This window comes from Amycolatopsis sp. NPDC004625, from assembly GCF_040609695.1.
Classification (GTDB): domain Bacteria; phylum Actinomycetota; class Actinomycetes; order Mycobacteriales; family Pseudonocardiaceae; genus Amycolatopsis.
Map to the genome: position 1 here is coordinate 168436 of NZ_JBEXKX010000008.1, position 25606 is coordinate 194041.

General features: G+C 71.9%; 24 protein-coding genes. 13 read left to right on the plus strand and 11 right to left on the minus strand.

What is annotated here, in order from left to right; all coding sequences use genetic code 11:
- Positions 1 to 8 precede the first annotated feature (8 nt).
- A complete protein-coding gene (locus ABZW17_RS11875; RefSeq protein ID WP_354812340.1) occupies positions 9 to 335 on the minus strand; it encodes a transposase in 327 nt (108 codons plus the stop codon).
- 133 nt (positions 336 to 468) lie between these two features.
- Entirely contained in the window at positions 469 to 1182 is a 714-nt protein-coding gene (locus tag ABZW17_RS11880) for a helix-turn-helix transcriptional regulator (RefSeq protein ID WP_354812527.1), read from the minus strand.
- A 76-nt stretch (positions 1183 to 1258) separates the two neighbouring features.
- Here ABZW17_RS11880 and ABZW17_RS11885 point away from each other — a divergent pair, with 76 nt between their 5' ends.
- The gene (locus ABZW17_RS11885) at positions 1259 to 1828 is read left to right on the plus strand and encodes a methyltransferase domain-containing protein (protein ID WP_354812342.1); all 570 of its coding nucleotides are present in this window, start codon (positions 1259 to 1261) and stop codon (positions 1826 to 1828) included.
- On the opposite strand, the gene ABZW17_RS11890 is transcribed toward ABZW17_RS11885, so the two are convergent.
- Positions 1825 to 3579 carry a serine/threonine-protein kinase gene (locus ABZW17_RS11890; protein WP_354812344.1) on the minus strand — a complete coding sequence of 585 codons (1755 nt, stop codon included), beginning with the start codon at positions 3577 to 3579 and terminating at the stop codon, positions 1825 to 1827. The genes ABZW17_RS11885 and ABZW17_RS11890 overlap by 4 nt on opposite strands.
- Positions 3580 to 3763: 184 nt before the next feature.
- Here ABZW17_RS11890 and ABZW17_RS11895 point away from each other — a divergent pair, with 184 nt between their 5' ends.
- Positions 3764 to 5632, plus strand: a complete 1869-nt coding sequence (locus ABZW17_RS11895) for a propionyl-CoA synthetase (RefSeq protein ID WP_354812346.1) — start codon at positions 3764 to 3766, stop codon at positions 5630 to 5632.
- Positions 5633 to 5697: 65 nt separating this feature from the next.
- The gene (locus tag ABZW17_RS11900; protein ID WP_354812348.1) at positions 5698 to 7263 is read left to right on the plus strand and encodes a beta-N-acetylhexosaminidase; all 1566 of its coding nucleotides are present in this window, start codon (positions 5698 to 5700) and stop codon (positions 7261 to 7263) included.
- Between the two features lie 43 nt (positions 7264 to 7306).
- On the opposite strand, the gene ABZW17_RS11905 is transcribed toward ABZW17_RS11900, so the two are convergent.
- Both ABZW17_RS11905 and ABZW17_RS11910 read right to left on the minus strand, forming a co-directional pair.
- Entirely contained in the window at positions 7307 to 7897 is a 591-nt protein-coding gene (locus ABZW17_RS11905) for a TetR/AcrR family transcriptional regulator (RefSeq protein ID WP_354812350.1), read from the minus strand.
- A complete protein-coding gene (locus tag ABZW17_RS11910) occupies positions 7887 to 8570 on the minus strand; it encodes an MOSC domain-containing protein (RefSeq protein ID WP_354812352.1) in 684 nt (227 codons plus the stop codon). Before ABZW17_RS11910 ends, ABZW17_RS11905 begins: the two co-directional genes overlap by 11 nt.
- A gap of 54 nt (positions 8571 to 8624) precedes the next feature.
- Here ABZW17_RS11910 and ABZW17_RS11915 point away from each other — a divergent pair, with 54 nt between their 5' ends.
- Positions 8625 to 9983 (plus strand): M20 family metallopeptidase, encoded by a 1359-nt coding sequence (locus ABZW17_RS11915; RefSeq protein ID WP_354812354.1) that lies wholly within the window; start codon positions 8625 to 8627, stop codon positions 9981 to 9983.
- Here ABZW17_RS11915 and ABZW17_RS11920 read toward each other — a convergent pair.
- Entirely contained in the window at positions 9952 to 10320 is a 369-nt protein-coding gene (locus ABZW17_RS11920) for a DUF779 domain-containing protein (RefSeq protein WP_354812356.1), read from the minus strand. The genes ABZW17_RS11915 and ABZW17_RS11920 overlap by 32 nt on opposite strands.
- Positions 10320 to 11843, minus strand: coding sequence for an aldehyde dehydrogenase family protein (locus tag ABZW17_RS11925; protein WP_354812358.1), 1524 nt, complete (start codon positions 11841 to 11843; stop codon positions 10320 to 10322). The genes ABZW17_RS11920 and ABZW17_RS11925 overlap by 1 nt, the downstream gene beginning before the upstream one ends.
- A gap of 105 nt (positions 11844 to 11948) precedes the next feature.
- Between ABZW17_RS11925 and ABZW17_RS11930 the strand changes: the two genes are divergently transcribed.
- Entirely contained in the window at positions 11949 to 13421 is a 1473-nt protein-coding gene (locus ABZW17_RS11930) for a GAF domain-containing protein (RefSeq protein ID WP_354812360.1), read from the plus strand.
- A gap of 4 nt (positions 13422 to 13425) precedes the next feature.
- On the opposite strand, the gene ABZW17_RS11935 is transcribed toward ABZW17_RS11930, so the two are convergent.
- Positions 13426 to 14400 (minus strand): NAD(P)H-dependent oxidoreductase, encoded by a 975-nt coding sequence (locus ABZW17_RS11935; RefSeq protein WP_354812362.1) that lies wholly within the window; start codon positions 14398 to 14400, stop codon positions 13426 to 13428.
- Between the two features lie 141 nt (positions 14401 to 14541).
- On the opposite strand from ABZW17_RS11935, the gene ABZW17_RS11940 reads away from it, so the two are divergent.
- The 5 genes from ABZW17_RS11940 to ABZW17_RS11960 all read left to right on the plus strand — a co-directional run bounded on the left by ABZW17_RS11940 (position 14542) and on the right by ABZW17_RS11960 (position 18559).
- On the plus strand, positions 14542 to 15339 hold the full coding sequence (locus ABZW17_RS11940) for an SGNH/GDSL hydrolase family protein (protein ID WP_354812364.1): 798 nt from the start codon (positions 14542 to 14544) through the stop codon (positions 15337 to 15339).
- Positions 15318 to 15875 carry a TetR/AcrR family transcriptional regulator gene (locus ABZW17_RS11945; RefSeq protein WP_354812366.1) on the plus strand — a complete coding sequence of 186 codons (558 nt, stop codon included), beginning with the start codon at positions 15318 to 15320 and terminating at the stop codon, positions 15873 to 15875. Before ABZW17_RS11940 ends, ABZW17_RS11945 begins: the two co-directional genes overlap by 22 nt.
- Before the next feature lie 193 nt (positions 15876 to 16068).
- On the plus strand, positions 16069 to 16788 hold the full coding sequence (locus tag ABZW17_RS11950) for a DUF2786 domain-containing protein (protein WP_354812368.1): 720 nt from the start codon (positions 16069 to 16071) through the stop codon (positions 16786 to 16788).
- A gap of 53 nt (positions 16789 to 16841) precedes the next feature.
- A complete protein-coding gene (locus ABZW17_RS11955) occupies positions 16842 to 17579 on the plus strand; it encodes a Long-chain-fatty-acid--CoA ligase (RefSeq protein ID WP_354812370.1) in 738 nt (245 codons plus the stop codon).
- Positions 17580 to 17647: 68 nt separating this feature from the next.
- On the plus strand, positions 17648 to 18559 hold the full coding sequence (locus tag ABZW17_RS11960; protein ID WP_354812372.1) for a DMT family transporter: 912 nt from the start codon (positions 17648 to 17650) through the stop codon (positions 18557 to 18559).
- On the opposite strand, the gene ABZW17_RS11965 is transcribed toward ABZW17_RS11960, so the two are convergent.
- Positions 18502 to 20619 (minus strand): EAL domain-containing protein, encoded by a 2118-nt coding sequence (locus tag ABZW17_RS11965; protein WP_354812374.1) that lies wholly within the window; start codon positions 20617 to 20619, stop codon positions 18502 to 18504. The two genes, ABZW17_RS11960 and ABZW17_RS11965, sit on opposite strands and share 58 nt — an antisense overlap.
- A 20-nt stretch (positions 20620 to 20639) precedes the next feature.
- Positions 20640 to 21383: an SAM-dependent methyltransferase gene (locus ABZW17_RS11970; RefSeq protein ID WP_354812529.1), complete on the minus strand. Its 744-nt coding sequence runs from the start codon at positions 21381 to 21383 to the stop codon at positions 20640 to 20642.
- A 254-nt stretch (positions 21384 to 21637) separates the two neighbouring features.
- Here ABZW17_RS11970 and ABZW17_RS11975 point away from each other — a divergent pair, with 254 nt between their 5' ends.
- The 3 genes from ABZW17_RS11975 (at position 21638) to ABZW17_RS11985 (ending at position 25066) form a co-directional block, all read left to right on the plus strand.
- Positions 21638 to 22936, plus strand: a complete 1299-nt coding sequence (locus ABZW17_RS11975; protein WP_354812376.1) for a cytochrome P450 — start codon at positions 21638 to 21640, stop codon at positions 22934 to 22936.
- Positions 22937 to 22953: 17 nt separating this feature from the next.
- Positions 22954 to 23940, plus strand: a complete 987-nt coding sequence (locus tag ABZW17_RS11980) for an alpha/beta hydrolase (RefSeq protein WP_354812378.1) — start codon at positions 22954 to 22956, stop codon at positions 23938 to 23940.
- 133 nt (positions 23941 to 24073) lie between these two features.
- Positions 24074 to 25066: a LuxR C-terminal-related transcriptional regulator gene (locus ABZW17_RS11985; protein ID WP_354812380.1), complete on the plus strand. Its 993-nt coding sequence runs from the start codon at positions 24074 to 24076 to the stop codon at positions 25064 to 25066.
- Positions 25067 to 25069: 3 nt separating this feature from the next.
- Here ABZW17_RS11985 and ABZW17_RS11990 read toward each other — a convergent pair whose 3' ends face one another.
- Positions 25070 to 25540 carry a M15 family metallopeptidase gene (locus ABZW17_RS11990; protein ID WP_354812382.1) on the minus strand — a complete coding sequence of 157 codons (471 nt, stop codon included), beginning with the start codon at positions 25538 to 25540 and terminating at the stop codon, positions 25070 to 25072.
- Between the last annotated feature and the right edge of the window lie 66 nt (positions 25541 to 25606).

Here is a 25606-nt window from a genome sequence, read left to right on the forward strand (position 1 = left end):
GCCTGTCCTCAAAGCCAGATGAGCAACGTGGCGAGGTCGATCATGCCTTGGTAGGACGTGGCGGTCTTGTCGAATCGGGTGGCGATGGCGCGGAACTGGTTGAGGCGGTTGAAGCAGCGTTCGACGATGGTGCGGCGCCGGTAGGCGACCCGGTCGAAGGCCGGTGGGCGGCCACCGGCCCGGCCGCGGCGCAGGCGGTTGGCCTGCTGGTCTCGGCGTTCGGGAATGGTCGCCGGAATGTGCCGCCGACGCAGGTAGGTGCGGATGGCGCGGCTGGAATAGCCATGACCTGCGTGAACAGGGTGCAGTCGTTGACGTTGCCGCCGGTCATCCACCCGCGGACGCCCTTCGCCCCCGACACCGGAAGCAACGGCTCAATCGCCTGCCACTGCTCATCAGTCAGCTCATGCCTGCCCACCACAACCGAAGATCAACGCAGGTCGCCGTCACCCACTTTGAAGACTGGCCCTAGCCCGCGAAGTAGGCGCCCGGCGTGACCCCGACGGCCCGCCGGAACGCGGCGACGAACGCGCTCGCCGAGCTGTACCCGACGCGGTAGGCCACCGTCTCCAGCGGCGTGCTCTCGGCCAGCAGTGGCAGGGACGCACGCAGCCGCACCTGTGTGCGCCAGGTCCCGAACGGCATCCGGCACTCGCGGACGAAGATGCGCGCCAGGGTGCGTTCGGCGGCGCCGACGTCCCGGCCGAATTCGGCGAGGGTCCGCGGGTCGGCCGGGTTCGCGAGCACGGCCGTCGCCACGTCGAGGGCGCGCGGGTCCGACGGCGACGGCACCACGATGGGCACCACGTCGAGGGGTTCGAGCAGGTCGAAAGCGACAGCTTCGGCACGCAGCCGGGCGGGCGGCGCGACGCCCTCGCCGGTCAGGTACTCCAACAGCTCCCGCAGCAGCGGCCGGACGGCGACCATCCGCGGTTCCGGCCAGGACACCGGCGACTGCGCCGGGTCGGCGTAGATGCCGCGCAGCTGCGCCCGGCCGAGCGCGCCGGTGCGGTGCCGGACGCCGGCCGGCATCCAGAGGGCGCGCGTCGGCGGCAGCACCCAGCCCGCGTCCCCCGCTTTGACCGCGACGACCCCACGCGCCGACCAGACCAGCTGGTGGGACGGGTGTTCGTGCCAGGGGAACCAGGTGCCGGCCGGGACGTCGAACGCGCCGAGCAGCATGGCTTGGCTGTTTGGCGACATCAGTTGGCAGCATATCGGCTATCGGTCACCGCGTGGGCTCCCTACCGTCGACATCATGCCGATGAACCTCATCCACCGCAGGATCTGCAGCTCCGCGAAGTGGGCCGTCAAGATCGAAGAACGGCTGACGCCCTGGCTGACCCGGTTCGGCCTGGGCGACGACGTGCTCGAGATCGGGCCCGGCTTCGGCGCCACGACGAAGGTGCTGCTCGACGTCGTCCCCCGGCTGACGGTCCTGGAGATCGACCCGGCGTCGACCGAGCTGCTGCGGGCGAAGTTCGGCGACCGCGCCGAGGTCGTCGAGGGCAGCGGCGCGCGGATGCCGTTCGAGGACGGCCGGTTTTCCGCCGTCACGTGCTTCACGATGCTGCACCACGTCCCGACGGTGGCGCTGCAGGACGCGATCTTCGCGGAGGCCGCCCGCGTCCTGCGCCCGGGCGGCACCTACTGCGGCTTCGACGCCCAGCTCAACTTCCGCTTCCGCCTCAAGCACATCGGCGACACGATGAACGTCCTCGACGCGGCCACCCTCCCGGCCCGCCTGGAAAAGGCGGGCTTCGAGCAGGCCGAGATCGACGTCCGGCCGAAGGAGCTGGTGACCTTCTCGGCGGTCAAACCCGGCTAGCGGTGGTGCTGGCGGGGCACCACCCGGGTCACCGGGCCGTCCGCGGACTTGCCCGCCCGCGACAGCCATCCCTCGACCTCGCGCCGCACCGCGTTCAACGTCGGACGGCGGCGCGGCTCCGGGTCCAGGGACGCCGCCAGCAGACGCGCGTGCGCGCTTCGCTGCGGCAGGCGTGACACCGGCTCGGCCCGGGCTGCCGCCATCAATGCCGCCATCGGTGTCTCGCGGGTGCCTCGCGGCGGCTGGCCCGACAGCGCGTAGCTGATCGTCGCGGCCAGCTGCCACGCGTCGGACGCCGGGGAGGCCGGGGAGCCCATCGCCTGTTCCGGGGCGACGAAGTCGGGCGTGCCGATCATCATCCCGGTGGCCGTCATCTTGGAGTCGCCCTGGCTGCGGGCGATGCCGAAGTCGATCAGGTGGGCCAGGCCGCTCGGGTCGAGGACGATGTTCGACGGCTTGATGTCGCGGTGGAGGACGCCCTTGTCGTGGGCCGCGGCGAGTGCGCCCGCCATCGTCGCCCACAGGCGCCCGGCGGCGACGTCGTCGAGCGGTCCCTGGCCGTCGACCAGCTCGGCCAGCGGACGGCCCTCCAGGTACTCCATCACCAGCGCCAGGCCGTCCGGCTCCTCGGCCAGGTCGTACACCTTGACGCAGTTCGGGTGGCTGACCACGGCGAGCGCGCGGGCCTCGCGCTGCATGCGCTCGGCGGTGTCGCGGTCCGGCGCGTGCGCGATCTTCAGCGCGACCGTGCGGTTCAGCTGGGTGTCGACGGCCTGCCAGACCGTGCCGAACCCGCCCGCGCCGAGCTGCTTGACGCGGCGGTAGCGGCTGCCGCCGGCGTTGCGCGACCCGGGCGGCGGCGGGACCGGGCCCGGGGCCGCGGCCAGCGCGCCGGCCATCGGCGGCGGCTCGGGGGCCGACGCCAGCGCCGTCTTCGGGTACGGCCGGTTGACCGGGGGCGGCGGAGGCGGCGGCGGGGTCGGGCGCGGCTGGACCTGCGACGGCTGCCGGTGCGGCTCGGGCTCGCGGCGCGGCGGCGGCTCGTCCGCCCGGTCGGAGCGGTTGATCACCGACCACGGCGGCGGGCCGACCATCGCGACCGGGATCAGGCCCAGCACGCTGAACGGCAGGAACCCGAGCCAGAAGTGCAGCGCGGTGTTCGCCTCCATGCCGACGCTGAACACGAGCAGCGCGGCGAACGGGATCCAGAAGAACCGCGACGGCCACTTCGGACCGCGGCGGAAGGCCGTCCGGCCCTGCAGCATCACGAAGAACAGGGAGCCGGCGCCCAGCACGACGAACGCGGGCAGGTAGACGATGAACGGGAGGTCGCTGCCGTTCTTGGCGAACAGCACGTCGTAGACGGTCTGGCCGCCGCCGAGGTACTTCGTCTGGCTGCCGGTGACCCAGCAGCCGCCGACGCCGTTGAGCGAATCCAGCTCGGTCCGGTTCAGGCCGGACTTCTGGCCCGCGAACGCCGCCCGGTAGACCCCCGACACGCCGTTCGACAGCAGCCACGGCATGACCAGCGCGCTGAACAGGCCGATCGCGCCGAACACCGACAGGGTCGTGGCGTCGTAGCGGTTGCCCGTGCCCTTCCGGACGATCGACACGGCGACCGCGCCGGCCGGCGGGATCAGCGCGACGAGCGCGCCGGCCGCACTCGTGGCCCAAACCCAGTCGCCGGGGCAGAAGCCCGGGCCGAACAAGGAATGGGCTAGCGAGAGCAACGCGCTCGCGAGTCCGTTCACCGCCGGGCTCCCCTCACTGTCCGTGTTCACTTCGCACCGTCACGCGGTGAATTCCCGCGGTCCAGCTTAGGACGCTCCCGGGCTGCGGGAGGTTGCCGGGTCTTTCCGCCGGACGAATCCGGCACGACCGCCGCTCCCGCGCCATGATGGGCACCGGCGGAAGGTCCGACGCGAAGGAGCGGGAATGGGCGCGTACTCCGAAGCCTACCGGCGCAGCCTGGCCGAGCCGGACGCGTTCTGGCTGGCCGCGGCCGGGTCGATCAGCTGGACCAAGGCGCCGGAACGGGCCCTGGACGCCACGAACCCGCCCTTCTACCGGTGGTTCCCGGACGCCGAGCTGAACACCTCCTACAACGCGCTCGACCGGCACGTCGAGGCCGGCCGGGGCGGCCAGGCCGCGCTGATCTGGGACTCTCCCGTGACCGGACGGCAACGCACGTACACCTACGAAGAGCTGCGGGACACCGTCGCGCGCTTCGCGGGCGCGCTGAGCTCGCTGGGGGTCACGAAGGGTGACCGGGTGATCGTCTACCTGCCGATGGTGCCGGAGGCCGCGATCGCCATGCTGGCCTGCGCGCGGATCGGCGCGGTGCACTCGGTGGTCTTCGGCGGGTTCGCGCCGAAGGAGCTCGCGGCGCGGATCGAGGACGCGAAGCCGAAGGTGATCCTGGCCGCGTCCTGCGGCATCGAGCCGACGCGGGTGGTCGAGTACCAGCCGATCATCGAAGCCGCCCTGGGCCTGACCGAGCACCAGCCCGACCACGTCGTCATGCTCCAGCGCGAGCAGGCACCGGCCGCGGCCGGTGCTCACCTCGACTGGCGCGAGCTGGCGGCGGGCGCCGACCCGGCCGACCCGGTGCCGGTCGCGGCCACCGATCCGCTGTACATCCTCTACACGTCCGGGACGACCGGGAAGCCGAAGGGCGTCGTCCGCGACACCGGCGGCCACGCGGTCGCCCTCGCCTACTCGATGGAGGCGGTCTACGACGTCCACGCCGGCGACGTCTGGTGGACGGCGTCCGACGTCGGCTGGGTCGTCGGGCACTCCTACATCGTGTACGCGCCGCTGCTGGTCGGCGCGACCACGGTCATGTACGAGGGCAAGCCCGTCGGCACGCCGGACGCGGGCGCGTTCTGGCGGGTCATCGCCGAGCACGGCGTCCAGGCGCTGTTCACCGCCCCGACCGCGCTGCGGGCCGTCAAGAAGGTCGACCCGGACGCGCGGGAGCTCGAAAAACACGACCTGAAGCAGTTCCGGACGCTGTTCATGGCGGGGGAACGCCTCGACCCGGAGACCTACCACTGGGCGCACGAGAAACTCGGCGTCCCGGTGGTCGACCACTGGTGGCAGACCGAAACCGGCTGGCCGATCGCCGCCAACCCGCGCGGGCTGGAACCGATGGACGTGAAGGCCGGGTCCGCGACCAAGCCCGTCCCGGGCTGGGACGTCCGCATCCTCGACCAGGCGGGCGAGGAGCTGCCGGCCGGGCGCGAAGGCGCCATCACGGTGAAGCTGCCGCTGCCGCCGGGCTCGCTGCCGACGCTGTGGGGCGCGGACGAGCGGTACCGCGAGGCCTATCTCTCGCGCTACGAAGGCTTCTACCTGACCGGCGACTCCGGGTACTTCGACGAGGACGGCTACCTGTTCGTCATGGGCCGGACCGACGACGTCATCAACGTCGCCGGGCACCGGCTGTCCACCGGGTCGATGGAGGCCGTGCTGGCCTCGCACCCGGCGGTCGCCGAGTGCGCCGTGATCGGGGTGGCCGACCAGCTGAAGGGCCAGCTGCCGCGCGGGTTCGTCGTCCTCAAGGCGGGCGCGGACATCCCGCCGGAGCAGCTGCGCGAGGAGCTCGTGGCGCTGGTCCGCCGGGACATCGGGCCGGTGGCCGCGTTCCGCGATGTGTCCATTGTGGACGCGCTGCCGAAGACGCGGTCCGGCAAGATCCTCCGCAAGACCATGCGCGCGATCGCCGACGGCCGCGACGAGGCGGTGCCCTCCACGATCGAGGACCCGGCCGTGCTGGAAGCCATCCGGCAGGCCCTTCGTTAAGGACTGTTCCAAATGCTCCGGCTGGTCTGTACCTTTGGAGGGAGTCCCCGACCGGAGGTGCCCCGATGCACTTGTCCAGAGCCGTCCTGACCGCGGCTGTCGTGAGTCTCGCGGCGGTCGCCGTCCCCGCCGCGGCGGTGGCGGCGCCGGCCGCCCCCGAACGCAGCGTGACCGACGTCGTCCCGGTGCCCGTCTCGGCGAAGGCCGATCCGCACGGAGGCTTCCGGCTCACGCCGCTCACCGTGATCACCGCCGACCGCGGCGCCGGCCAGGTCGCGGACTACATGCGCGGCCTGCTCCGCCCGGCCACCGGCTACCCGCTGCCGGTCGTGCCGCACGCCGCCGGCCTGCCCGCGATCGCCCTGCAGCTCGGCCACGACGCTCGGATCGGCACCGAGGGTTACCAGCTGAAGGTCACCCGCGACGGCGTCACGCTGAAGGCCAACACCGCCGACGGGCTCTTCGAAGGCGTGCAGACGCTGCGGCAGCTGCTGCCGTCGGCGATCGAGGCCACCCGCGTCCAGCACCGGACGTGGACCGTCGCCGGCGGCACGGTCCTCGACTACCCGCGCTTCGGCGAGCGCGGCGCGATGCTCGACGTCGCCCGGCACTTCTTCCGCCCGGACCAGGTGAAGCTGTACATCGACCAGATCGCCCAGTACAAGGTCAACACGCTGCACCTGCACCTGGCCGACGACCAGGGCTGGCGGATCGAGATCAAGAGCTGGCCGAAGCTGGCGACCGTCGGCGGCAAGACCGCGGTCGACGGCGACCCGGGCGGCTACTACACGCAGGCGCAGTATAAGGACATCGTCGCGTACGCGGCTTCGCGGCACATCACGGTGATCCCGGAGATCGACATGCCGGGCCACACGAACGCGGCGCAGTCGACGTACGCGGAGCTGAACTGCGACGGCAAGGCCGTGCCGGTGCGCACGGACACCGAGGTCGGCTACAGCTCGCTGTGCATCTCCTCGCCGATCACGTACAGGTTCGTCGAAGACGTCGTCCGCGAGCTGGCGGCCCTCACCCCCGGCCCGTACCTGCACATCGGCGGCGACGAGGCCCACTCGACGCCGCCCGCGGACTACATCGCGTTCGAGAAGAAGGTGCAGCCGATCGTCGCCAAGTACGGCAAGAAGGTCACCGGCTGGCACGAGATCGCGAAGTCGGACCCGCCGGCGTCGGCGGTCCCGCAGTACTGGGACTTCGGCGGCGACAACGCCTCGGTCGCGGCGGCGGCCGCACGGGGCAGCAAGATCCTGATGTCGCCGGCGAACTACGCGTACCTGGACATGAAGTACGACGAGTCGACGCCGCTCGGCCAGGACTGGGCCGCTTTGGTCGAGGTTCGCGACGGCTACAACTGGGATCCGGCGTCGCTGGTGACCGGCGTCGGCGAGAGCCAGGTCGCGGGCGTCGAGGCGCCGCTGTGGACGGAGACGATCCGGACCAGCAACGACATCGAGTACATGGCGTTCCCGCGCCTGCCGGGCATCGCGGAGATCGGCTGGAGCCCCCGGTCGACGCACAACTGGGACGCCTACCGCCTCCGGCTGGCGAAGCAGGCTCCGCGCTGGGCGCTGCAGGGCATCGACTTCTACCGCTCCCCGCAGGTCGACTGGCGCTAGGCCCGTCGTGAGTGGTAAGGCGGGTTCTAACCCGCCTTACCACTCACGACAGCCTGGCGCCGATCGCTCGTCTGGCCAAGGTGTAGGCCTGTGTGCCGCCGTTCAGGACCGCGTCCGCGTTGGCCGCGCGGCCGAGGGCGTGCAGTTCGAACGCCAGGACTTCCGGGTCCGCGTCGAGGTGGCCGAGCGAGACGGCGTCCCGGCAGGCCTCGCGGATGAACCCGGCGAACGAGCCGCTCGCGGAAGCCACGGCGTCGTGCACCCGGCCCGGACGCGCGTCGAACTCCGCGCCGACGTTGAAGAAGAAGCAGCCGCCCGGGAACACCCGCCGTTCCGAGTAGTCCAGCCAGTTCTCGCAGATCGCGCGCAGCCGCGGCAACCCCGGCGGAACCGCCGAAGCCGGCGTCACGACGTGCGACCGGAAGATCGTGAGAGCCGCCTCGATCGTCGCGAGCTGCAGCTCCTCCTTGGACCCGAACAGCGCGAACACGCCGCTCTTGCTCAGCTCCAGCTCGGTGGCCAGCCGGCCGAGGGACAGCCCGTCCAGGCCGTCGACCGACGCGACGTCGACTGCCCGGCGCAGCACCAGGCGGCGGGTCGCGTCGCCGCGGGCGAGCCGGCCGTCACCCGGCACGCCGCGCCCGCCAGCGGTCCACAGTGGACCTGACCCCGGTGCCCCACGACGCCGAGAGCGCCGGGGCCGAGAGGACGCGCTCGGCGAAGTCGAGCGCCGCTTCGACCTTCTCCTCCGGCAGCTGCCCGTAGTTCGCGAAGGACACCACGTACACCTCGGCGACCGTCGGCCCGTCCGCGCGCTCGACCAGCTCGATCGCGCCGGCCGTCGGCACCGTGCCCGGCCGCAGCACGCGCAGGTACCAGCCGCTGCGGCCGGAGTCGATCATCAGCGGCGTGACGTCCTTGCGCCCGGTCTTCATGGCCAGCTTGAAGCACGGCGACCGCGGCTGCGAGACCTGCACGAGCGCGTCACCCCAGGCCCAGACGTCCCCGATCCGGACGTCGTCCTCGGTGACCCCGCTCAGCGACACGTTCTCCCCGAAGTCGGCCACCACGGCGTCGAAGCCGTCCTCGCGCCAGGCGGCGTAGTGCTCGGCCGGGTAGACGTAAACCGCCTTGTCGACCCCGCCGTGCACGGTCAGGTCGGCCTGCCGGTCGCCGTCGAGGTTCAGCTCGGTCAGCTTCAGCTCCGGCTCACTCACCCGCGCCTTGGTGATGGCGCTGAGCACCGGCTGCTCCCGCCGGTACCCCAGGACGCTCGGTTCCCCCACGTAAACGCTGTCGACGTGCATGCCCCGAAGATAGCACGACCGTTCGTAAAGTTTCCCGCCTCTAAGCTGGCGGTCATGGATCTGTCCGGCACGGCCCGCGCCCACGTCGACTCCGGTGCGCTGTTCACCGAACTGGCCCGGCTGGTCGCCTACCCCACGGTCAGCGACGCCCCCGAAGGCCGCGCCGCCATCCAGGCGTACTTCGACGAGGTGCTCACCCCGGCCTTGACCGGCCTGGGCTGCGAGGTCACCCAGCACGCCAATCCCGACCCCACGGGCGGTCCCTTCCTCGTCGGCGTCCGCACCGAGGGCCCGGACCTGCCGACACTGCTCTGCTACGGCCACGCCGACGTCGTCGGGGAGGCCGGCGAATGGGGTGACGGCCGCGGCCCGTGGACGCTCACCGCGGAGGGCGACCACTGGTACGGCCGCGGGACGGCCGACAACAAGGGCCAGCACCTGATCAACCTGACGGCGTTGCGGCTCGTCCTGGCCGAGCGCGGCCGTTTGGGCTTCAACCTCAAGTTCCTGTTCGAAACCGGCGAAGAGATCGGGTCACCGGGGCTCACGGAGTTCGCCGGGCAGGAGCAGGACCTGCTGGCGGCGGACGTCCTGATCGCCTCGGACGGTCCGCGCCTCGACGCGGCGACGCCGACGGTGTTCCTCGGCGCCCGCGGCGGCGTCCGGATCGACCTGGACGTCGACCTGCGCCCGGGCGGGCGCCACTCCGGGAACTGGGGCGGCATCCTCCGCAACCCGGCCACCACGCTGGCCGCCGCGATCGCGAGCCTGGTCGACGGCCACGGCCGCATCCGGCTCCCGGAGCTGCTGCCGCCGGAGCTGCCGGGATCGGTGCGCGCGGCACTGGCGGACGTCGTGGTCGAGGTCCCGGACCCCACCTGGGGCGATCACCGGCTGACGCCCGCCGAGCGCCTCTACGGCTGGAACACCCTGGAGGTGCTTTCGCTCGGCGCCGCGGACGTCGACCGGCCGGTCAACGCGATCCCCGGCCGCGCCCGAGCGGTGCTGCAGCTGCGGTACGTGGCGGGGACCGACGTCGACGGGATCGCCCCGGCGATCCGGAAACACCTGGCGGAGCACGGGTTCCCGATGGTGTCGGTGCGCACCGAAGCCGCCTTCCGCGCGAGCCGGACCCCGGTCGACAACCCGTGGGCGAGCTGGGCGAAGTCCACTTTGGACGCCGTCGCCGACCGGCCGGTGGCCCTGCTGCCCAGCTTCGGCGGCGGGCTGCCCAACCACGTGTTCACCGACGTCCTCGGGCTGGCGACGCTGTGGCTGCCGCACTCCTACCCGGGTTGCCGGCAGCACGCGCCGGACGAGCACCTGCTCGCCCCGGTCGCCCGGGACGGGCTGGTGCTCGCCACGGCCCTGTTCGACGCCTTCAGTTCAGCGCCGCCGACTCCTCGTCGGTGAGCAGCCGCGAGCGGATCAGGAACCGCACGCCTTCGGGCGCCTCCAGCGAAAACCCGCTGCCGCGGCCGGGCACGACGTCGATCGTCAGGTGCGTGTGCTTCCAGTACTCGAACTGCGGCCCCGACATCCACACCGGCACGTCCTCGATGCCGTCGACCTCCAGCGAGCCGAGGCGCACGTCCGACACGCCGGTCTTGAACTCCCCGGCCGGGTAGCACATCGGGGCGCTGCCGTCGCAGCAGCCACCGGACTGGTGGAACATCACCGGCCCGTGGCGCGACACCAGCTGCCGCAGGAGGTCCGCGGCAGCCGGCGTCAGGTCCACGCGCTGCGTCATCAGAAGAATCCGAGCGCCTGGTCGGAGTAGGAGACCAGCATGTTCTTCGTCTGCTGGTAGTGGTCCAGCATCATCTTGTGGTTCTCGCGGCCGATGCCGGAGGCCTTGTAGCCGCCGAAGGCCGCGTGCGCCGGGTAGGCGTGGTAGTTGTTCACCCAGACGCGGCCCGCCTGGATGTCGCGCCCGGCGCGGTAGGCGGTGTTGCCGTCCCGCGACCAGACCCCGGCGCCGAGGCCGTACAGCGTGTCGTTGGCGATCTTGATGGCGTCGGCGTAGTCGTCGAACTTCGCCACCGACACGACCGGGCCGAAGATCTCCTCCTGGAAGATCCGCATCTTGTTGTCGCCCGCGAACACGGTCGGCTCGACGTAGTAGCCGCCGGACAGCTCGCCGCCGAGGTCGGACCGCACGCCGCCGGTGAGGATCTCGGCGCCTTCCTGCTTGCCGATGTCGATGTAGGACAGGATCTTCTCGAGCTGGTCGTTGGACGCCTGCGCGCCGATCATCGTCTCGGTGTCGAGCGGGTGGCCCTGCTTGATCTTGCGGACACGCTCGACGCCGTCGCCGAGGAACCTGTCGTAGATGCCGGACTGGATCAGCGCCCGCGACGGGCAGGTGCAGACCTCGCCCTGGTTGAGCGCGAAGAGTGCGAAACCTTCCTGCGCCTTGTTGTAGAAGTCGTCGTTCTGCGCGGCGACGTCGGCGAAGAAGATGTTCGGGCTCTTGCCGCCCAGCTCGACGGTCACCGGGATGATGTTTTCGCTGGCGTACTGCAGGATCAGCCGGCCGGTCGTCGTCTCACCGGTGAAGGCGACCTTGCGGACGCGGTTGCTGGAGGCCAGCGGCTTGCCCGCCTCGACGCCGAAGCCGTTGACGATGTTGACCACGCCCGGCGGGATCAGGTCGCCGATGATCGAGAACAGCAGGTGGATCGACGCCGGGGTCTGTTCGGCCGGCTTGAGCACGATCGCGTTGCCCGCGGCCAGCGCCGGGGCGAGCTTCCAGACCGCCATCAGGATCGGGAAGTTCCACGGGATGATCTGCGCGACCACGCCGAGCGGCTCGTGGAAGTGGTACGCGACGGTGTTCTCGTCGACCTGCGAGATGCCGCCCTCCTGGGCGCGCAGCGCGCCGGCGAAGTAGCGGAAGTGGTCGATCGCGAGGGGGATGTCGGCGGCGAGGGTCTCGCGGACGGCCTTGCCGTTCTCCCACGCCTCGGCGACCGCGATCGCTTCGAGGTGCTGCTCCATCCGGTCGGCGATCTTCAGCAGGGTGTTCGCGCGTTCCTCGGGCGAGGTCCGGCCCCACGCCGGCGCGGCGCCGTGCGCGGCGTCGAGCGCCTTCTCGACGTCCTCGGCGTTGCCGCGGGCGATTTCGCAGAAGGTCCTGCCGGTGACGGGCGTCGGGTTCTCGAAGTACTGGCCGCTCGCGGGCGGGACGTACTCGCCGCCGATGTAGTGGTCGTAGCGCGTTTCGTAGCTGACGACGCTGCCTTCGGTGTTCGGTGCGGCGTACTGGACCATCGCTGCCTGCCTCGTTGCTCGGTGTGACGGACTGCCGCGAAGGTAGGTCCGGCAACGTTGCAAGCGCGTTGCACCGCCGTGAGCTGGGTCTCTACGCTGGAGAACGTGGCAGAGGCGCCCGAACCGGAGCTGCTGCGCGACCCCGAGTCGTACGCGCGGCTGCTGGAGCGCGTCCGCGAGGCGGTGCTGGCCGGCGTGCCCGGCCCGCGTTCGCCACGCTCCGTGGTCTCGGCTTCCTGGGACCGCTCGCTCGCCGCGCACGTCGACCCGGACGCGGGCGAGGCCCCGTTCGTGTACGACGCCGACGTGCTGGCCGCGCTGCGGGAGGCCCACCCGCTGGCGCCCGTGCTGCCGGTGCTGCGGCAGATGCTGGTCAGCATCGCCGACGACGCCGAGCACGTGATGATCGTGACCGACGCCGACGGCCTGATCCTCTGGCGCGAGGGCGCGGCGGGCCAGCTGCTGCGCGGCGACCGCGTCGGCCTCACCGAAGGCACCCGCTGGAGCGAGGCGGCGATCGGCACGAACGCCATGGGCACGGCGCTGGCCACCGGCGAGCCGGTGCAGATCCACTCGGCCGAGCACCTGGTCCGGCGCTACCACACGTGGACGTGCGCGGCGGCGCCGGTGCGCGACCCCGAGACCGGCGTACTGCTGGGGTCGATCGACGTCAGCGGCCCGTTGCGCACGGTCCACCCGGCGATGATTTCGCTGGTCACGGCGACGGCGCAGCTCGCCGAAGGGCAGCTGCGCGCCCAGCTGGCGGTCCGCGACGAGCGGCTGCGGCGGCTCAACATGCCGCACCTGGAAGCGCTGCGCGGCCGCCCGGGCGCGCTGCTGTCGGCGGCCGGCCGGGTGCTCGCCGCGGAGGCGTGCACCCTTCCGTCCACTGTGGACATCCGACGCGGCGGCGGGACGATCGCGCTGCCCGACGGCCGCCTCGCCACGGTCGAGCCGCTGGCCGAGGGCTACCTGCTGCGGCTGTCGGCGTCCCCGGGAACCCACCGCGCCCGGCTGCGCCTGGAGTACTTGGCCGACGGCACCCATTCGACCACTGTGGACGGTCGCGAGGTTCCGTTGACGTTGCGCCACGCGGAGATCCTGACGCTGCTCGCCCTGCACCCGAACGGCCTCTCGGCGGACCGGCTGGCGCTGCAGCTCTACGGCGAGACGGGCAACCCGGTGACGGTCCGGGCGGAGATCCACCGGCTGCGTTCGCAGCTGGGCGCGTCGGTGGTGCAGACGCGCCCGTACCGCCTGGCCGCCGACGTCGACGCCGACTTCCTCCGCGCCCGCACGGCGCTGCGGTCGGGCGCACCGGCCGGTGCCCTGCGCGACTTCCGCGGGCCGCTGCTGCCGGAGTCCGAGGCGCCGGCGATCCGCGAAGAGCGCGAGACGCTGACCGCGCAGGTGCGCCAGGTGGCGCTGAACAGCGGCGACCCGGCCGTGCTGTGGTCGTTCTGGGAGACGGCCTGCGGCGTCGACGACTTCGCGGTGCTCGACGCGCTGCTGCGCACGCTCCCGCCGGCCGACCCGCGGCGGGCCGCCGTGACGGCCCACCGCGCGCGGCTCGCCTGAGCGGTCAGGGCGTCAGCTCGGTCATCCCCCGGCCGGTCGCGAAGTCGAACGGCACGGACGCCTGGTCGTGGACGATCACCCAGCCGTCGCGGGTGTCCCGGAGGACGAAGGTGGCCCGGACCCACATGCCGTCGGTCACGACGCCGTCCTTCAGGGTGCCGCTGACCCGCCCGAAGCCGTGCCCGACGGCGAGGTCCCCGCTGACGGCGACGGTCAGGTCGCGCAGCTCGTAGTCCACCTTTTCGAAGAGCGTGAACACCTTCGCCCAGTTCTCCAGCTTCGCCTCGACTCCCACGTGCTGCAGCGGCGGTTCGACGTCGAAGGAGACGACGTCCGGGGCGTAGCTGCGCCGCAGGGTTTCGAGGTCCTTGTTCCGGAGCCCGTCGACGATCGCGTCGAGCCGCTGCCGGATCGCGGCTTCGGCGTCCCCGCGGCGCAACGCCGTGAGCGCGGCGCTCCAGGCGACGACGTGGTCGAGCACCAGGTCCAGCGCGTCGAGCTGGTGAGCGCCCGGTTTGAACTCGGTGCGGTCCGCGAATTCGGTCGCCAGCGGGAGCGTGACCTGCGGGGCCACGTCGGCCAGCTGCAGGGCGCCGCAGACGAGCCGCAGCTGCTCGACCGAGCGGGCGCCCCCGACGCCGCCGTACGAGACGAACCCGGCCGCCTTGCCGTTCCACTCGACGTGCACGTGGTCCAGGGCGTTCTTGAGCACGCCGGGCACGGAGTGGTTGTACTCGGGCGTGACGAACACGAACCCGTCGCACGCGGCGACGGTCGCGGCCCACTCCCGGGTGCGTTCGTCCTGGTAGCTCCCCGAGAACCCGGGCGGCTCTTCGAGGTGGGGCAGCGGGTGGTCGCGCAGGTCGACCAGCGCGTATTCGGCGTCCAGCCGGTCCACGGCCCGGGCGTGGACCCAGCGGGCCACCTGGTCGCCCACGCGGCCGGGGCGGGTGCTGCCGAGCACGATTCCGATCTTCATCGTCGTTTCTCCCCTGTTCGGTCGGTTCCGGCCAGTACGACGAAGCAGCCCGCGGAAGTGTGAGGCGGCCGAAGTAGACACCGTCTACAGAAGTTTGATAGACAGTGTCCACAAGGTGAACCACGGGTTACGGAGACCGGAATGAACTACCACCGTTTCGTCGTCCTCGGCGACAGCTGCGCCGAGGGACTCGACGACCCGTACCCGGATCAACGCTGCTACCGCGGCTGGGCCGACTTCGTCGCCGCGCGGCTGGCCGAGGGCGAACCCGGCTTCCGCTACGCCAACCTCGCCGTCCGCGGACGGCGGCTCGACCAGATCGTGCCCGAGCAGATCCCGGCGGCGACGCGGCTCGAACCCGACCTCGTCGCGCTCTTCGGCGGCGGCAACGACGTCATGAGCCGCGACTGGGACGCGCGGACCGTCGCCCGCCGCGTCGACGCCGCCATCCGCGCCTGCACCGAGATCTCGCCGGTGGTCGTCACCTTCACCCTCAGCGACGTCTCCCGCCGGATGCCGCTGGGCAGCCGGATGCGGCCGCGGATCGTCGCGCTCAACGAAGCCATCCGCGAGGCCGCCGTCAGCTACGGGGCCCAGCTCATCGACCTGTGGCCGGACCCGGCGGTCACCGATTCGCGGTACTTCGGCGCCGACCGGCTCCACCTCTCCGAGCACGGCCACCGCCGGCTCGCCGCGTACGTCCTCGCCCGGCTCGGCCTCGGCCACGACCCCGCCTGGCTCGCCCCGCTGCCCGGCACCGCGGCCCCCGGCAGCCGGCGCGCCGACCTGCAGTGGCTGCTGCGGGAGGTGCTGCCGGTCGCCGTGACGCGCACCCGCAACCGGCTGATCGGCCGCCAGCCCGGCGACGGCTTCCTCCCGAAGCGCCCCGACCTGCTCCCGGTGCCCCTGGACGAGGCATGGGCACCCGGCAGCGTCTGATCGACACCGCGTCCGAGCTCCTCGCCGAGGAAGGCGTCGACGCGGTGACGCTGCGCGGCATCGCGAAGGCCGCCGGTGTCTCGCACGGCGCACCGCTGCGGCACTTCTCGGGCCGCGCCGAGCTCCTGTCCGCGGTCGCGACCCGCGGGTACGCCGCCCTGCTCGCCCGCCGGGAGACGCTGCCGGAGACGTCACCGCGGGAGCGGCTCACCGCGGCCTGCCACAGCTACCTCGACTTCGCACTGACCAACCCGGCGATGTTCGAGCTGATGTTCCGCCGCGACCTCGTCGACGCGGACGACCCGGCCCTCTCGGCGGCGGCGAGCGCGGTGTTCGACACGTTTGCCGTACTGGTGGCGGCGGTCCCGACACCGCTCGCCCGATCGGGCGCCGACCTGCGGCTCGTCGCGGCATCACTGTGGGCGGCACTGCACGGCCTCGCCCAGCTGTGGCTGTGGGGCGGCCTGGCGGGCGCGAGCTTCGCACCGTCCCCCGAAGCGGCGCTGGCCGTCACGCTCGACGCGTACCTGGCCTGAGGAGCGAGCCGAGGTCCTGCCGCACGATCGTCCGCACCGGCCGGAAGCCGAGCGCCTCGGCCCCCGTCCCCGGCAGTGGCCTCGTCGGCCGACAGCGGGTCGGAGCGTTCGATCGTCACCCTGTCTCCAGTGTCCAGGCCGACACGCCGACCCGGACCGCGCGCCCGAACACGTGATCGAATACCCTCTCGGCATGACCGAGTCAGACCCGCAGCTCGAGCGCATCCGCAAGCTGCTGGCGAAGGCCGAAGACCCGGCGGTCACCGAGGCGGAAGCCGAGGCTTACAACCAGAAGGCCGCCGAGCTCGTCGCGCGGTACGGCATCGACCAGGCGATGCTCGCCGCGTCCGGTGCGGCCGCCGACGAGATCGGCACGCTGAAGATCCCGATGAACGACCCGTACAGCCGTGACAAGGCGAGCCTGCTCACCTCGGTCGCGTACCCGCTGCGCTGCCGGACGCTGCTGCACCGCTACGGCCAGAAGGTCGACAGCGTCACCGTGTTCGGCTACCGGTCCGACCTCGGGCGGGTGGAGCTGCTGTTCACCAGCCTGCTGCTGCAGGCGAGCACGCAGCTCACGCGCGTCCGCCCGGGCGGGCTCTTCCCCGGCGAATCCCTGGCCGCGTACCGGCGCACGTGGCTGCACGGTTTCGCCCGCGCGGTCCACGAGCGGCTCACGCACGCGGAGCAGGAGGCGGTCCGCACGGCGGCGCCCGGCGTGCGGTCGGCGGAGCTGGTGGTCCGCGACCGCGCGCAGATGGTCCAGCACGCGTTCGACACCGAGTACGGCGACCTGCGCGCGGCCACCCCCCGCCGGCTGTCCGGCAGCGGCTACCTCGACGGCCACGACGCCGGCACCCGCGCCAACCTCGACCCGTCGGCGATCACCCGCCGCACCAAGGCGTTGCGCTGAAGGTCGCCCGGATGCCGCTATCCCGCGCCTGAGCTTTTCGCTTCACTGGGCGGATGCGCGTTGTCGATCTTGCCACCCGCCCGGACCTGCTCGACCCCGCGCTGAGCCTCGGCGACGTCGGCGGCCCGTTCATCTACCAGGGCGCCAGTGGCCGCATGATCACCGGCGAACGGTTCCGGCGCCGGTGGGCGCGGTACTTCCTGATCGCGGTGGACGACGACGGCACCCCGATGGCCCGGGCGCTGGCGGTCCCGCTGGCGTTCCCGGCCCCGGACCGCACGGAGCTCCCGGACCACGGCTGGGACCAGGCCATCGAGTGGGCGGCCCACGACATCATCGACGGCCGCGCGCCGAACGCGTTGTGCGCGCTGGAAGTCGTGATCGCCCCGCACCTGCGCGGCACCGGGCTGGCGGCACCGATGTTGACGGCGTTGAAGGCCCGGGCGGCGGAAACGGGGCTGCGCAAGCTGATCGTGTCGGTCCGCCCGATCGGCAAGGAGGCCGAGCCGAAGACCCCGATGCCGGAGTACGCGGCTCGTCGCCGTCCCGACGGCCTGCTGGCCGACCGCTGGCTGCGCACCCACGAGCGCCTGGGCGCGCGGGTGGTGAAGGTGTGCCCGTTCGCGGTGACACTGGCGGGTTCGCTGGCGGATTGGCACGACTGGACGGGCGCGAAGCTGCAGGACGGCGAGAACATCGTCCCGGGCGCGATCGCCCCGGTGTACGCGTCGACCGAGTACGACACGGCGACGTACGTCGAACCGAACGTCTGGATGGACCACCCGATGTAGGACTGCTTAACGATCCGTCCAGTTATCTTCACTTGTTCTGATAGGACCGCTGCGGCACCGTGGATTCCGTGAGCGGAAACGTCGTGCGAATCGCGGTCCTCGCCCTCCTCTGGGGCTCCGGCTTCCTCTGGATCAAGCTGGCCCTGACCGGCCTCAGCCCGGTCCACCTGACGCTCGTCCGCTGCGCCCTCGGCGCGCTCACCCTCCTCGTCCTGGCCTTCGCCGCCCGGCAACGGCTCCCGCGCGACCGCGGTACCTGGGCCCGGCTCGTCGTCGCCGCGTTCTTCTGCAACGCCCTGCCCTTCGCGCTCTTCGGCATCGGCGAGCGCACCGTCGACTCCGGGGTCGCCGGCGTCATGAACGCCACGACCCCGTTGTGGTCGCTGCTGATCGGCGTCACCCTCGGCACCGAACGCCGGCTCACCCCCGTCAGGCTGCTCGGGCTGGTCCTCGGCTTCGCCGGCATCGTCGTCATCTTCGCGCCGTGGCAGCAATCCGGCCTGCTGAGCACCGGCGCGCTCGCCCTGCTCGGCGCCGGCCTCAGTTACGCCATCGCTTTCGCTTACATGGCAAGGAAACTGCCGCCGGACGGCGCCCCGCTCGCGCTCTCGGCCGCGCAGCTCATGACCGCCACTGCCCTGACCGCCCTCGCGCTGCCGGTCGCGCAAGCGGCGCCGCACCTGACGCTCACCGCCGTCGTCGCCGTGCTCATCCTCGGCGTCTTCGGGACCGGGATCACCTTCTACCTCAACTACCGCATCATCGCCGACGAAGGCCCGACCGCCGCGGCGACCGTCGGCTACCTGCTGCCCGTGGTGTCGGTCGGGCTCGGCGCGCTCTTCCTCGGCGAACCGCTGACGCCCCGGGTCGTCGGCGGCATGGCCGTCGTCCTGGTCGCCGTCGGGCTGACGCGGTGGCAGCCTCAGGTGCCCGCGAACTGCCCGGCGAGCTCGGCCGGTGGCCTGGCGACGCCGAAGTAGTCGCCCGTCGCCAGCTCGGCGCCGGCCGTGCGCCACCAGTCCGCCTGCTCTTCGGTGTGGATCCCGTCGACGACCAGCGTCGCGCCGACCCGCCGGACCAGCGGCACCAGGGCCCCGAGGAACGTCGAGTCCGACCACGCCTGCCACTCGGCGAGCCGCCGGTCGACGCGCACGATGTCCACCGGCAGGTCCTCCACCGCCCGCAGGTCGTCCGGCCCCAGCCCGAACTCGTCGAGCATCACCCGCACGCCGAGGTCGGCCAGCGCGGTGACGTTCTCGATGACGCCGGCCACCGGCAGCGCGCCGACCGGGACGCCGACCAGCAGCTGCTCCGGCGGCAGCCCGGTGTCGGCCAGCAGCCGCGTCACGCGCGTCCCGAGCGCGTCGTCCGACACCTGGTGCCCGGTCAGGCCGGCGACCATCGGCAGGCCGAACCCCGCGCGCTGCCGCCACCATTCGCCCTGGCGGCCCGCCGCGCGCAGCAGCCAGTCCCCGAGCGGCAGGATCAGCCCGGTCGACTCGGCGAGCTCGACACAGCATTCGTGCGACAGCGCCGTGTCCTCCGGCCGGTCCCAGTGCAGGCGGGCTTCGACGCCGGCGAGCCCGCCGTCCGCCAGCCGCGCCACCGGCCGGTACCGCACGCCGATCTCGCCGTGTTCCCACGCGCCGGCCATCCCGACGGCCCGAGCCTGCGTCTGCCGGTCGTGCGCGTCGGCGTCCCGGTCGAACATCTTCCACTGGCCGCGCCGCCGGGCCTTGGCGCGCCGCAGCGTCTGGTCCGCCTGGCGCAGCAGCTCGAGCGGGTCGATGCCCTTCGCCGGCCGGTGCACCACGCCGGCGCTGGCCGACAGCGCCAGCCCGTGCCCGTCGACGAAGAACGGCTCGGCGAGCTCGTCGTTGATCGCGCGCACGATGGTGTCGATGTCGGGGGTCGTCGCGGTGTTCTCGACCAGGATGCCGAACTCGTCGCTGTGGAACCGCGCGATCATCGCGTTTTCCCGCGACATCACCGCCTTCAGCCGCTGCGCGAAGTGCACCAGCAGCTGCTCGCCGACGCGGCGGCCGAGGCTGTTGCAGACCATGCCGAACGCGTCGAGGTCGACGTGGAACAGCGTGACACCGTACGCCGGGTCCGCGCGCCGCAACGCCGTCTCCAGGTGGGTGCCGAAGTACTGCCGGTTCGGCAGCCCGGTGAGCACGTCGTGCAGCGCCTGCCGGCTGAGCTCGCCCTGCAGCAGCATCAGCTCGGTGCCGTCCTCGATCACGACGACGAAGTGGGCCGGCTGGTCTTCGGCGTCGCGCAGCAGCGACGCCGTGAGCGAGATGCGGACGACGTCGCCGTCCCGGCGCAGCAGCCGCTGCGTCTGCCGGATCCGTTCCTTGCCGCCGTCCAGCAGCGCCAGCATCGCGTCGCGCAGGACGTCGACGGACTCGGGGTGGACGACGTCGTAGAGCACCGAACCGGTCAGCTCGCCGGACGGGTGCCCGAGCATCTCGGCCAGCGCCGCGTTGGCGCGCACGATCCGGCCGTTCAGGGCGACGACCGCGATGCCGCTCGCCGACGACGTCACGACCTCGTCGAAGCGCGCTTCGCTCTGCTTGAGGTTCCACTGGGCGTCCCGCACCGCCTTCAGCAGCGAAAGGTGCATGATCTCCTGCTGGTCGAGGACGTTGCGCTCGTGCGCGAGCAGGAAACCGCAGGACAGCGCGCCCAGCGCCGGCACGATCCGCTCGGTGGCCCGCTCCGCCGCCCGCAGTTCGGGCAACGCGGGCAGGCCCTTGCCGAGGACGTCGAGCGTGCACCGCAGCCCGGGCTCGCCGACGTAGCCGAGCGCGACCAGCCGCGCGCCGATCCGCTCGGCCGGGACCGTGTCCGCCGAAGGGCGGCAAAGCGCCTCGCACAACGTGTCGAGCAGGCCGCGCAGTTCTTCGTCGAGCTCCTCCCGGCTCAGCGACACGACCGTCACGCCGCTGAGCAGGTACGCCCATTTCCGGGCGAGCAGGGACCGCCCGCGTTCCGGATCGGGAACGGCGGACTGTTCCGGCTGGTGGTCGGTCATCGGCATTTCGGGGTGCCCGCTCAGTTCTTGCGGCCGATTCCGGCGTAAACCAGCATGTTCATCGCCGCGGCGTCGGCGATGTCCGCCGGGCCGGCCGGCCGCCATTCCCCGCAGCCGACCAGGCCGGGTTCGACGAGTTCGAAACCGGTGAACAACGTCGAAATCTCGGCGTGCGTCCGCAGGGTCACCTGATCCGGACTGCGGCTTTCCTTGATCACTTCGGTGGCTTCGCCGAGGTTTTCGCCCTGGTGGTCCCCGGTGACGTGGGTGAGCGCGAGGAAACTGCCGGGCGCCAGCGCCGCGCGGTAGCGGCCGACGAGCTCGAGCGGTTCGGACTCGTCCGGAACCCAGTGCAGCATCAGCAGCATCAGCAACCCGATCGGTTCGTCGAGGTCGAGCAGCCCGTGCACCTGCGGGGCGTCCAGGATCTTCTCCGGGTCCCGCATGTCGGCCTGCACGACGGCCGCGCGGTCGTTGCCCGCGAGCATCAGTTCGCTGTGCGCGACCGCCACCGGGTCGCGGTCGACGTACACCACCCGGCACCCCGGGTCCTGCGCCTGGGCCACCTCGTGGACGTTCGCCACCGTCGGGATGCCGGACCCGATGTCGAGGAACTGCCGGATCCCGTGGGCCGTCATGTACCGCACCGCCCGCCCGAGGAACGCCCGGTTCACGCGCGCGGAGTCGCGCAGGCCGGGCATCACGCGCTCGATCTGCTCGCCGACCGCGCGATCGACGGCGAAGTTGTGGCCGCCGCCGAGCATGAAGTCGTAAGTGCGCGCGATACTCGGCACGGAGATATCGACACCCGGTGGAACCCATTCCGGTGATCGGGTCACGAAGAACACCTTCTCGTTACGTCGGATCGGAAAGAGCTTAGCGATTCCCCGCGGTCCGGCTACTGCGCCATCCGCGTGAGTGCACACCACCCGATCGGGCACTGTCCCGTTCGACTGAACGCGCCTACCGTGGGCCGTCTCCTTGGGAAATCCACACAATGGCGCAACGAGGAGTCCGCATGAGCGTCCCGGTCGCACCGGGCCGGTGGCCTTTTCTCGGGCACACTCCGGCACTGCTGCGGCAACGCTTCGCATTCACCGACGCATTGCACGAGCACGGCGAGATCGTCGAACTCCGGCTCGGCCCGGCGCCCGTCCACTTCGTCGCCAGCCCGCGGCTGGCCCACGAAGTGCTGGTCACGGAGGGGCCGAAGTTCCGCAAGGGGGCGATGTTCGACAAGTTCCGGCCGTTCGTCGGAAATGGCTTGGTGCTTTCGAACGGCGATTTCCACCTTCGGCAACGGCGGCTGATGCAGCCGGCGTTCCACCGCGACCGCCTGGCCGCCTACGCGGACATCATGCGGCGCGCGGCGGCGGACCTGGCCGGCGCGTGGCAGGCCGGCGAGGTGCGGGAGATCGACGAGGACATGCAGAGCCTGGCCGTGACGATCGTCGGCGAGGCGCTGTTTTCCACCGACCTGGGAAAGGCGGCGATCGAAGAAGCCCGCCGGTCGATTTACGTCATCATCCAGCAGGGAATGATTCGCGCGTTGTCGCCGAAGTTCGTCGAAAAGCTTCCGGTGCCCGGGAACCGCCGGTTCGACGAGGCGATCGGCCGGATGCAGGGAATCGTGCTCGAGGTGATCCGCGACTGGCGGCGCGAGGGCATCGACCACGGCGACCTGCTTTCGACGTTGCTGCTGGCCGGCATGACCGACGAGCAGGCGCGGGACGAGGTGCTCACCCTGCTCACCGCGGGCATCGAGACGACCGCACTGGCCCTGGCCTGGACGTTCCACGAGCTCGGCCGGCACCCGGACGTCGAGGCGCGGGTGCACGCCGAGGTCGACGAGGTGCTGGGCGGCCGCCCGGTCACCGTCGACGACCTCACCCGGCTCACCTACGTCCGGCAGGTGGTCGACGAGGTGCTGCGGCTGTACCCGCTCTGGATGCTGATGCGCCGGACCCTGACCGAGGTCGACCTCGGTGGCGTGCGGCTGCCGGCGGGTGCCGAGGTGATCGTCAGCCCGCACGCGCTGCACCACGACCCCGCGTCGTTCCCCGACCCGGACCGGTTCGATCCCGGCCGCTGGGCGCCGGACCGGGCGGCCGCGGTGCCGAAGGGCGCGTTCGTCCCGTTCGGGGCGGGCACCCGGCAGTGCATCGGAAACCGCTTCGCCCAGAACGAAATCGTCATCACGGTGGCCACGGTGGCCGCGCGGTGGCGGCTGGTCCCCGTCCCGGGCCGGCCGGTGCGCGTGAAGTTCACCTCCGCCGCCTACCCCGACCGCCTGCCGATGACGGCAGTCCCCCGCTAGCTGGAGGTCCTTCCCCCGTGTTCCGTCTCCGTCTTTGTGCTGCCGTTTTCCTGCTGCTGGCGGCGTTCCTGAATCCGGTCCCGGCCGTCGCGGCGACGACGTGCGAGGACCTCTCCGTCCCGGTCACGGTGGCCCTGCTCCCGCAGACGATGCACGGCCGCCTGTGCGCCCCGCCCGGCGCGTCGACGGTGGTGGTGCTGATCCCCGGCGGCACGTACAACGCGACCTACTGGGACATCGGCTACACGCCGGAGATCCGGTCGTTCCGCCTGGCCGCGAACCAGGCGGGCATCGCGACGCTGGCCCTGGACCGGCTCGGCACGGGCAGCAGCTCGAAGCCGCTGAGCACGCTGCTGAGCGCGTCCGCCCAGGCGGTGGCGGCGCACCAGGTGATCCAGTCGATCCACGCCCGCTTCGCGAAGGTGGTCGTCGGCGGCCACTCGATCGGGGCGGCGATGGCGATGATCGAAGCGGGCCGCTACCACGACGTCGACGGCGTCCTGGTCACCGGCATGACGCACCGGATGAACCTGATCACGGTGATCCCGGTGCTGGCCCAGATGATCCCGGCCCCGCTGGACCCGGCCCTGGCCCCCCGCGGCCTCGACGCGGGCTACCTGACGACGGACCCGGGAACGCGCTACACCGCCTTCCACACCCCGGGTCCCTACGACGCGGGCGCGATCGCCTACGACGAGTCCACAAAGGACGTCTTCGCGGCCACCGAAGCCGTGGACAGCCTGACCCTGACCACGGTGGTCACCCCGGCGTCCCAGCAGATCACGGTCCCGGTGCTGCTGGTGGTCGGCAACGACCCGCACTTCTGCGGAACGCTGGGCAGCGACTGCTCGTCCCCGGAGGCCCTGCGCGCGTCGGAAGCCCCGTTCTTCGGCGGGCCGCTGCAGACGTACATCCTCAACGGCTACGGCCACGCGATCAACTACGCCCCCAACGCGCCGACGTACTACGCGGTGGTGACCAGCTGGCTGAAGACGCTTTCCTGACTGTCAATGGGTCTCCATGGCCGCTCCTCCCCGTCCTCTCGCCCGTCAACACTGACAGCGGGAGGGCGGGTTCCTCCATCGCTCGCGGAGCGAGCCGGCCGCCGCGGCCCGTGCGCCGGAGGATGAGGTGGGGATGCCGCCGGCCGAATCGGGACCGCCCGCCCGGCTCCGGGTGGACGCCGAGACGACGCTGATCCTGCGGGAGGCGTTCCACAAGATCGACGCCAACTACCGCACCGACCACTACGGGCTCTACGACTACGCCCGCGCGGTGATGAGCAAGATCGTGCCGCTCGACCACTTCTACGTCGGCTTCTTCCACGGCGCCAACCGGGTCCGCTACCCCTACGGCTACGACAGCGGCCTGTTCACCGACCCGGAGTCGCACATCTACGGGCCGCACGGCCAGGCCGCCTGGCTGCTCAAGCACCGCCAGACCTACCGGATGCAGTACGACAGCGGCGCCGCCCTGCACGCCGGCGTCCCCGCCGGGGACACGCGCCGGGCGTCCGCCGACGCCGTCACCACCCCGCTGTTCCGCCGCGGGCCCGACGGCGAGCCGGTGGTGTTCGGCATGATGTCGATGCAGAGCTACGAGGCGGACACGTTCGACGACAACTCCGTGCGCGCGTTCGAATGGCTGGCCGACCTGGTCGCCCGCGTGCTGACCAAGGAGGCGGAGGACCTGGACGCGCTCCGCCGGTTGCCGGCCGGCGTCGCCGGAACACCGCAGCTGGTGACCGCCGACCACATCGTCGAGTTCCTGTCCTCGCGCGTGGCGGACGTGCGACAGCGAGCGCAGGACGCGCTGCCCTCACCCGATCCGGCGACGCTGAGGGAGGCTCTGCAGCGCATCGTCACCGACTGCCAGCAGCTGCAGTCCGACCTCATGGAGCTGACCCTCAACATCGACAACGGCCCGGAGGAACGCTTCCGGTCGCTCACCGCGGCCGAGCAGGGTGTCGCCGTGCTGCTCGGCAACGACCTGCCGAACGACCAGATCGCGCGCGAACTCGGCGTCAGCCTGCACACGGTGAAGAGCCACGTCCGCGGCATCCTGGCCAAGTACCGGATGAGCGGACGGGCCGCCGTGGCCGAGGACGTCCGCAAGCACCTGGCCCGGTGACGCTCACCGCCGCGTCCGCGGGTCGTGCGAGGGGTCGGCGTACATGGGCGGGCAGCCGTGCTCGACGGCGTCCGGACGCAGCTCGTAGTGCCAGGGTTCGTTGCGGTAGATCCGGCACAACCCGTACCTTGCGCCGTGCTCGGAAAGCCACGCCCGCGCCTCGGCGGGCCCGACGTCGACGGCCTTCCCCTGCACGTGCGCGGACGTGTCGGGCGTCGTCACCCAGCGGGCCGCTTCCTGCTCGGAGCCGTACTTCGCGACCGCTCGGCGGCGCAGGTGCTCCTGGTAGGCGCGGGATCGCCAGCCGCCGTTGACGACGAACCGGACGCCGTCGGCCGCGGCGTCCGCGGCGGCCCGGCGGAGGGCGCCGAGCAGGGCGGGATCGAGGCGGGCCACGGCGGGGCAGGCGTCGTCGGAAACCGAGGCGCCGTCCGGCAGCGCGCCGTGTTCCGGGCCGAGGACGGTCATGCTCATAGCGGCAGTCAAGGCCGCGCGGTGTTGCCCCCTCGTCTGCGCTTTCCGATACGCCGGCGATAGGGC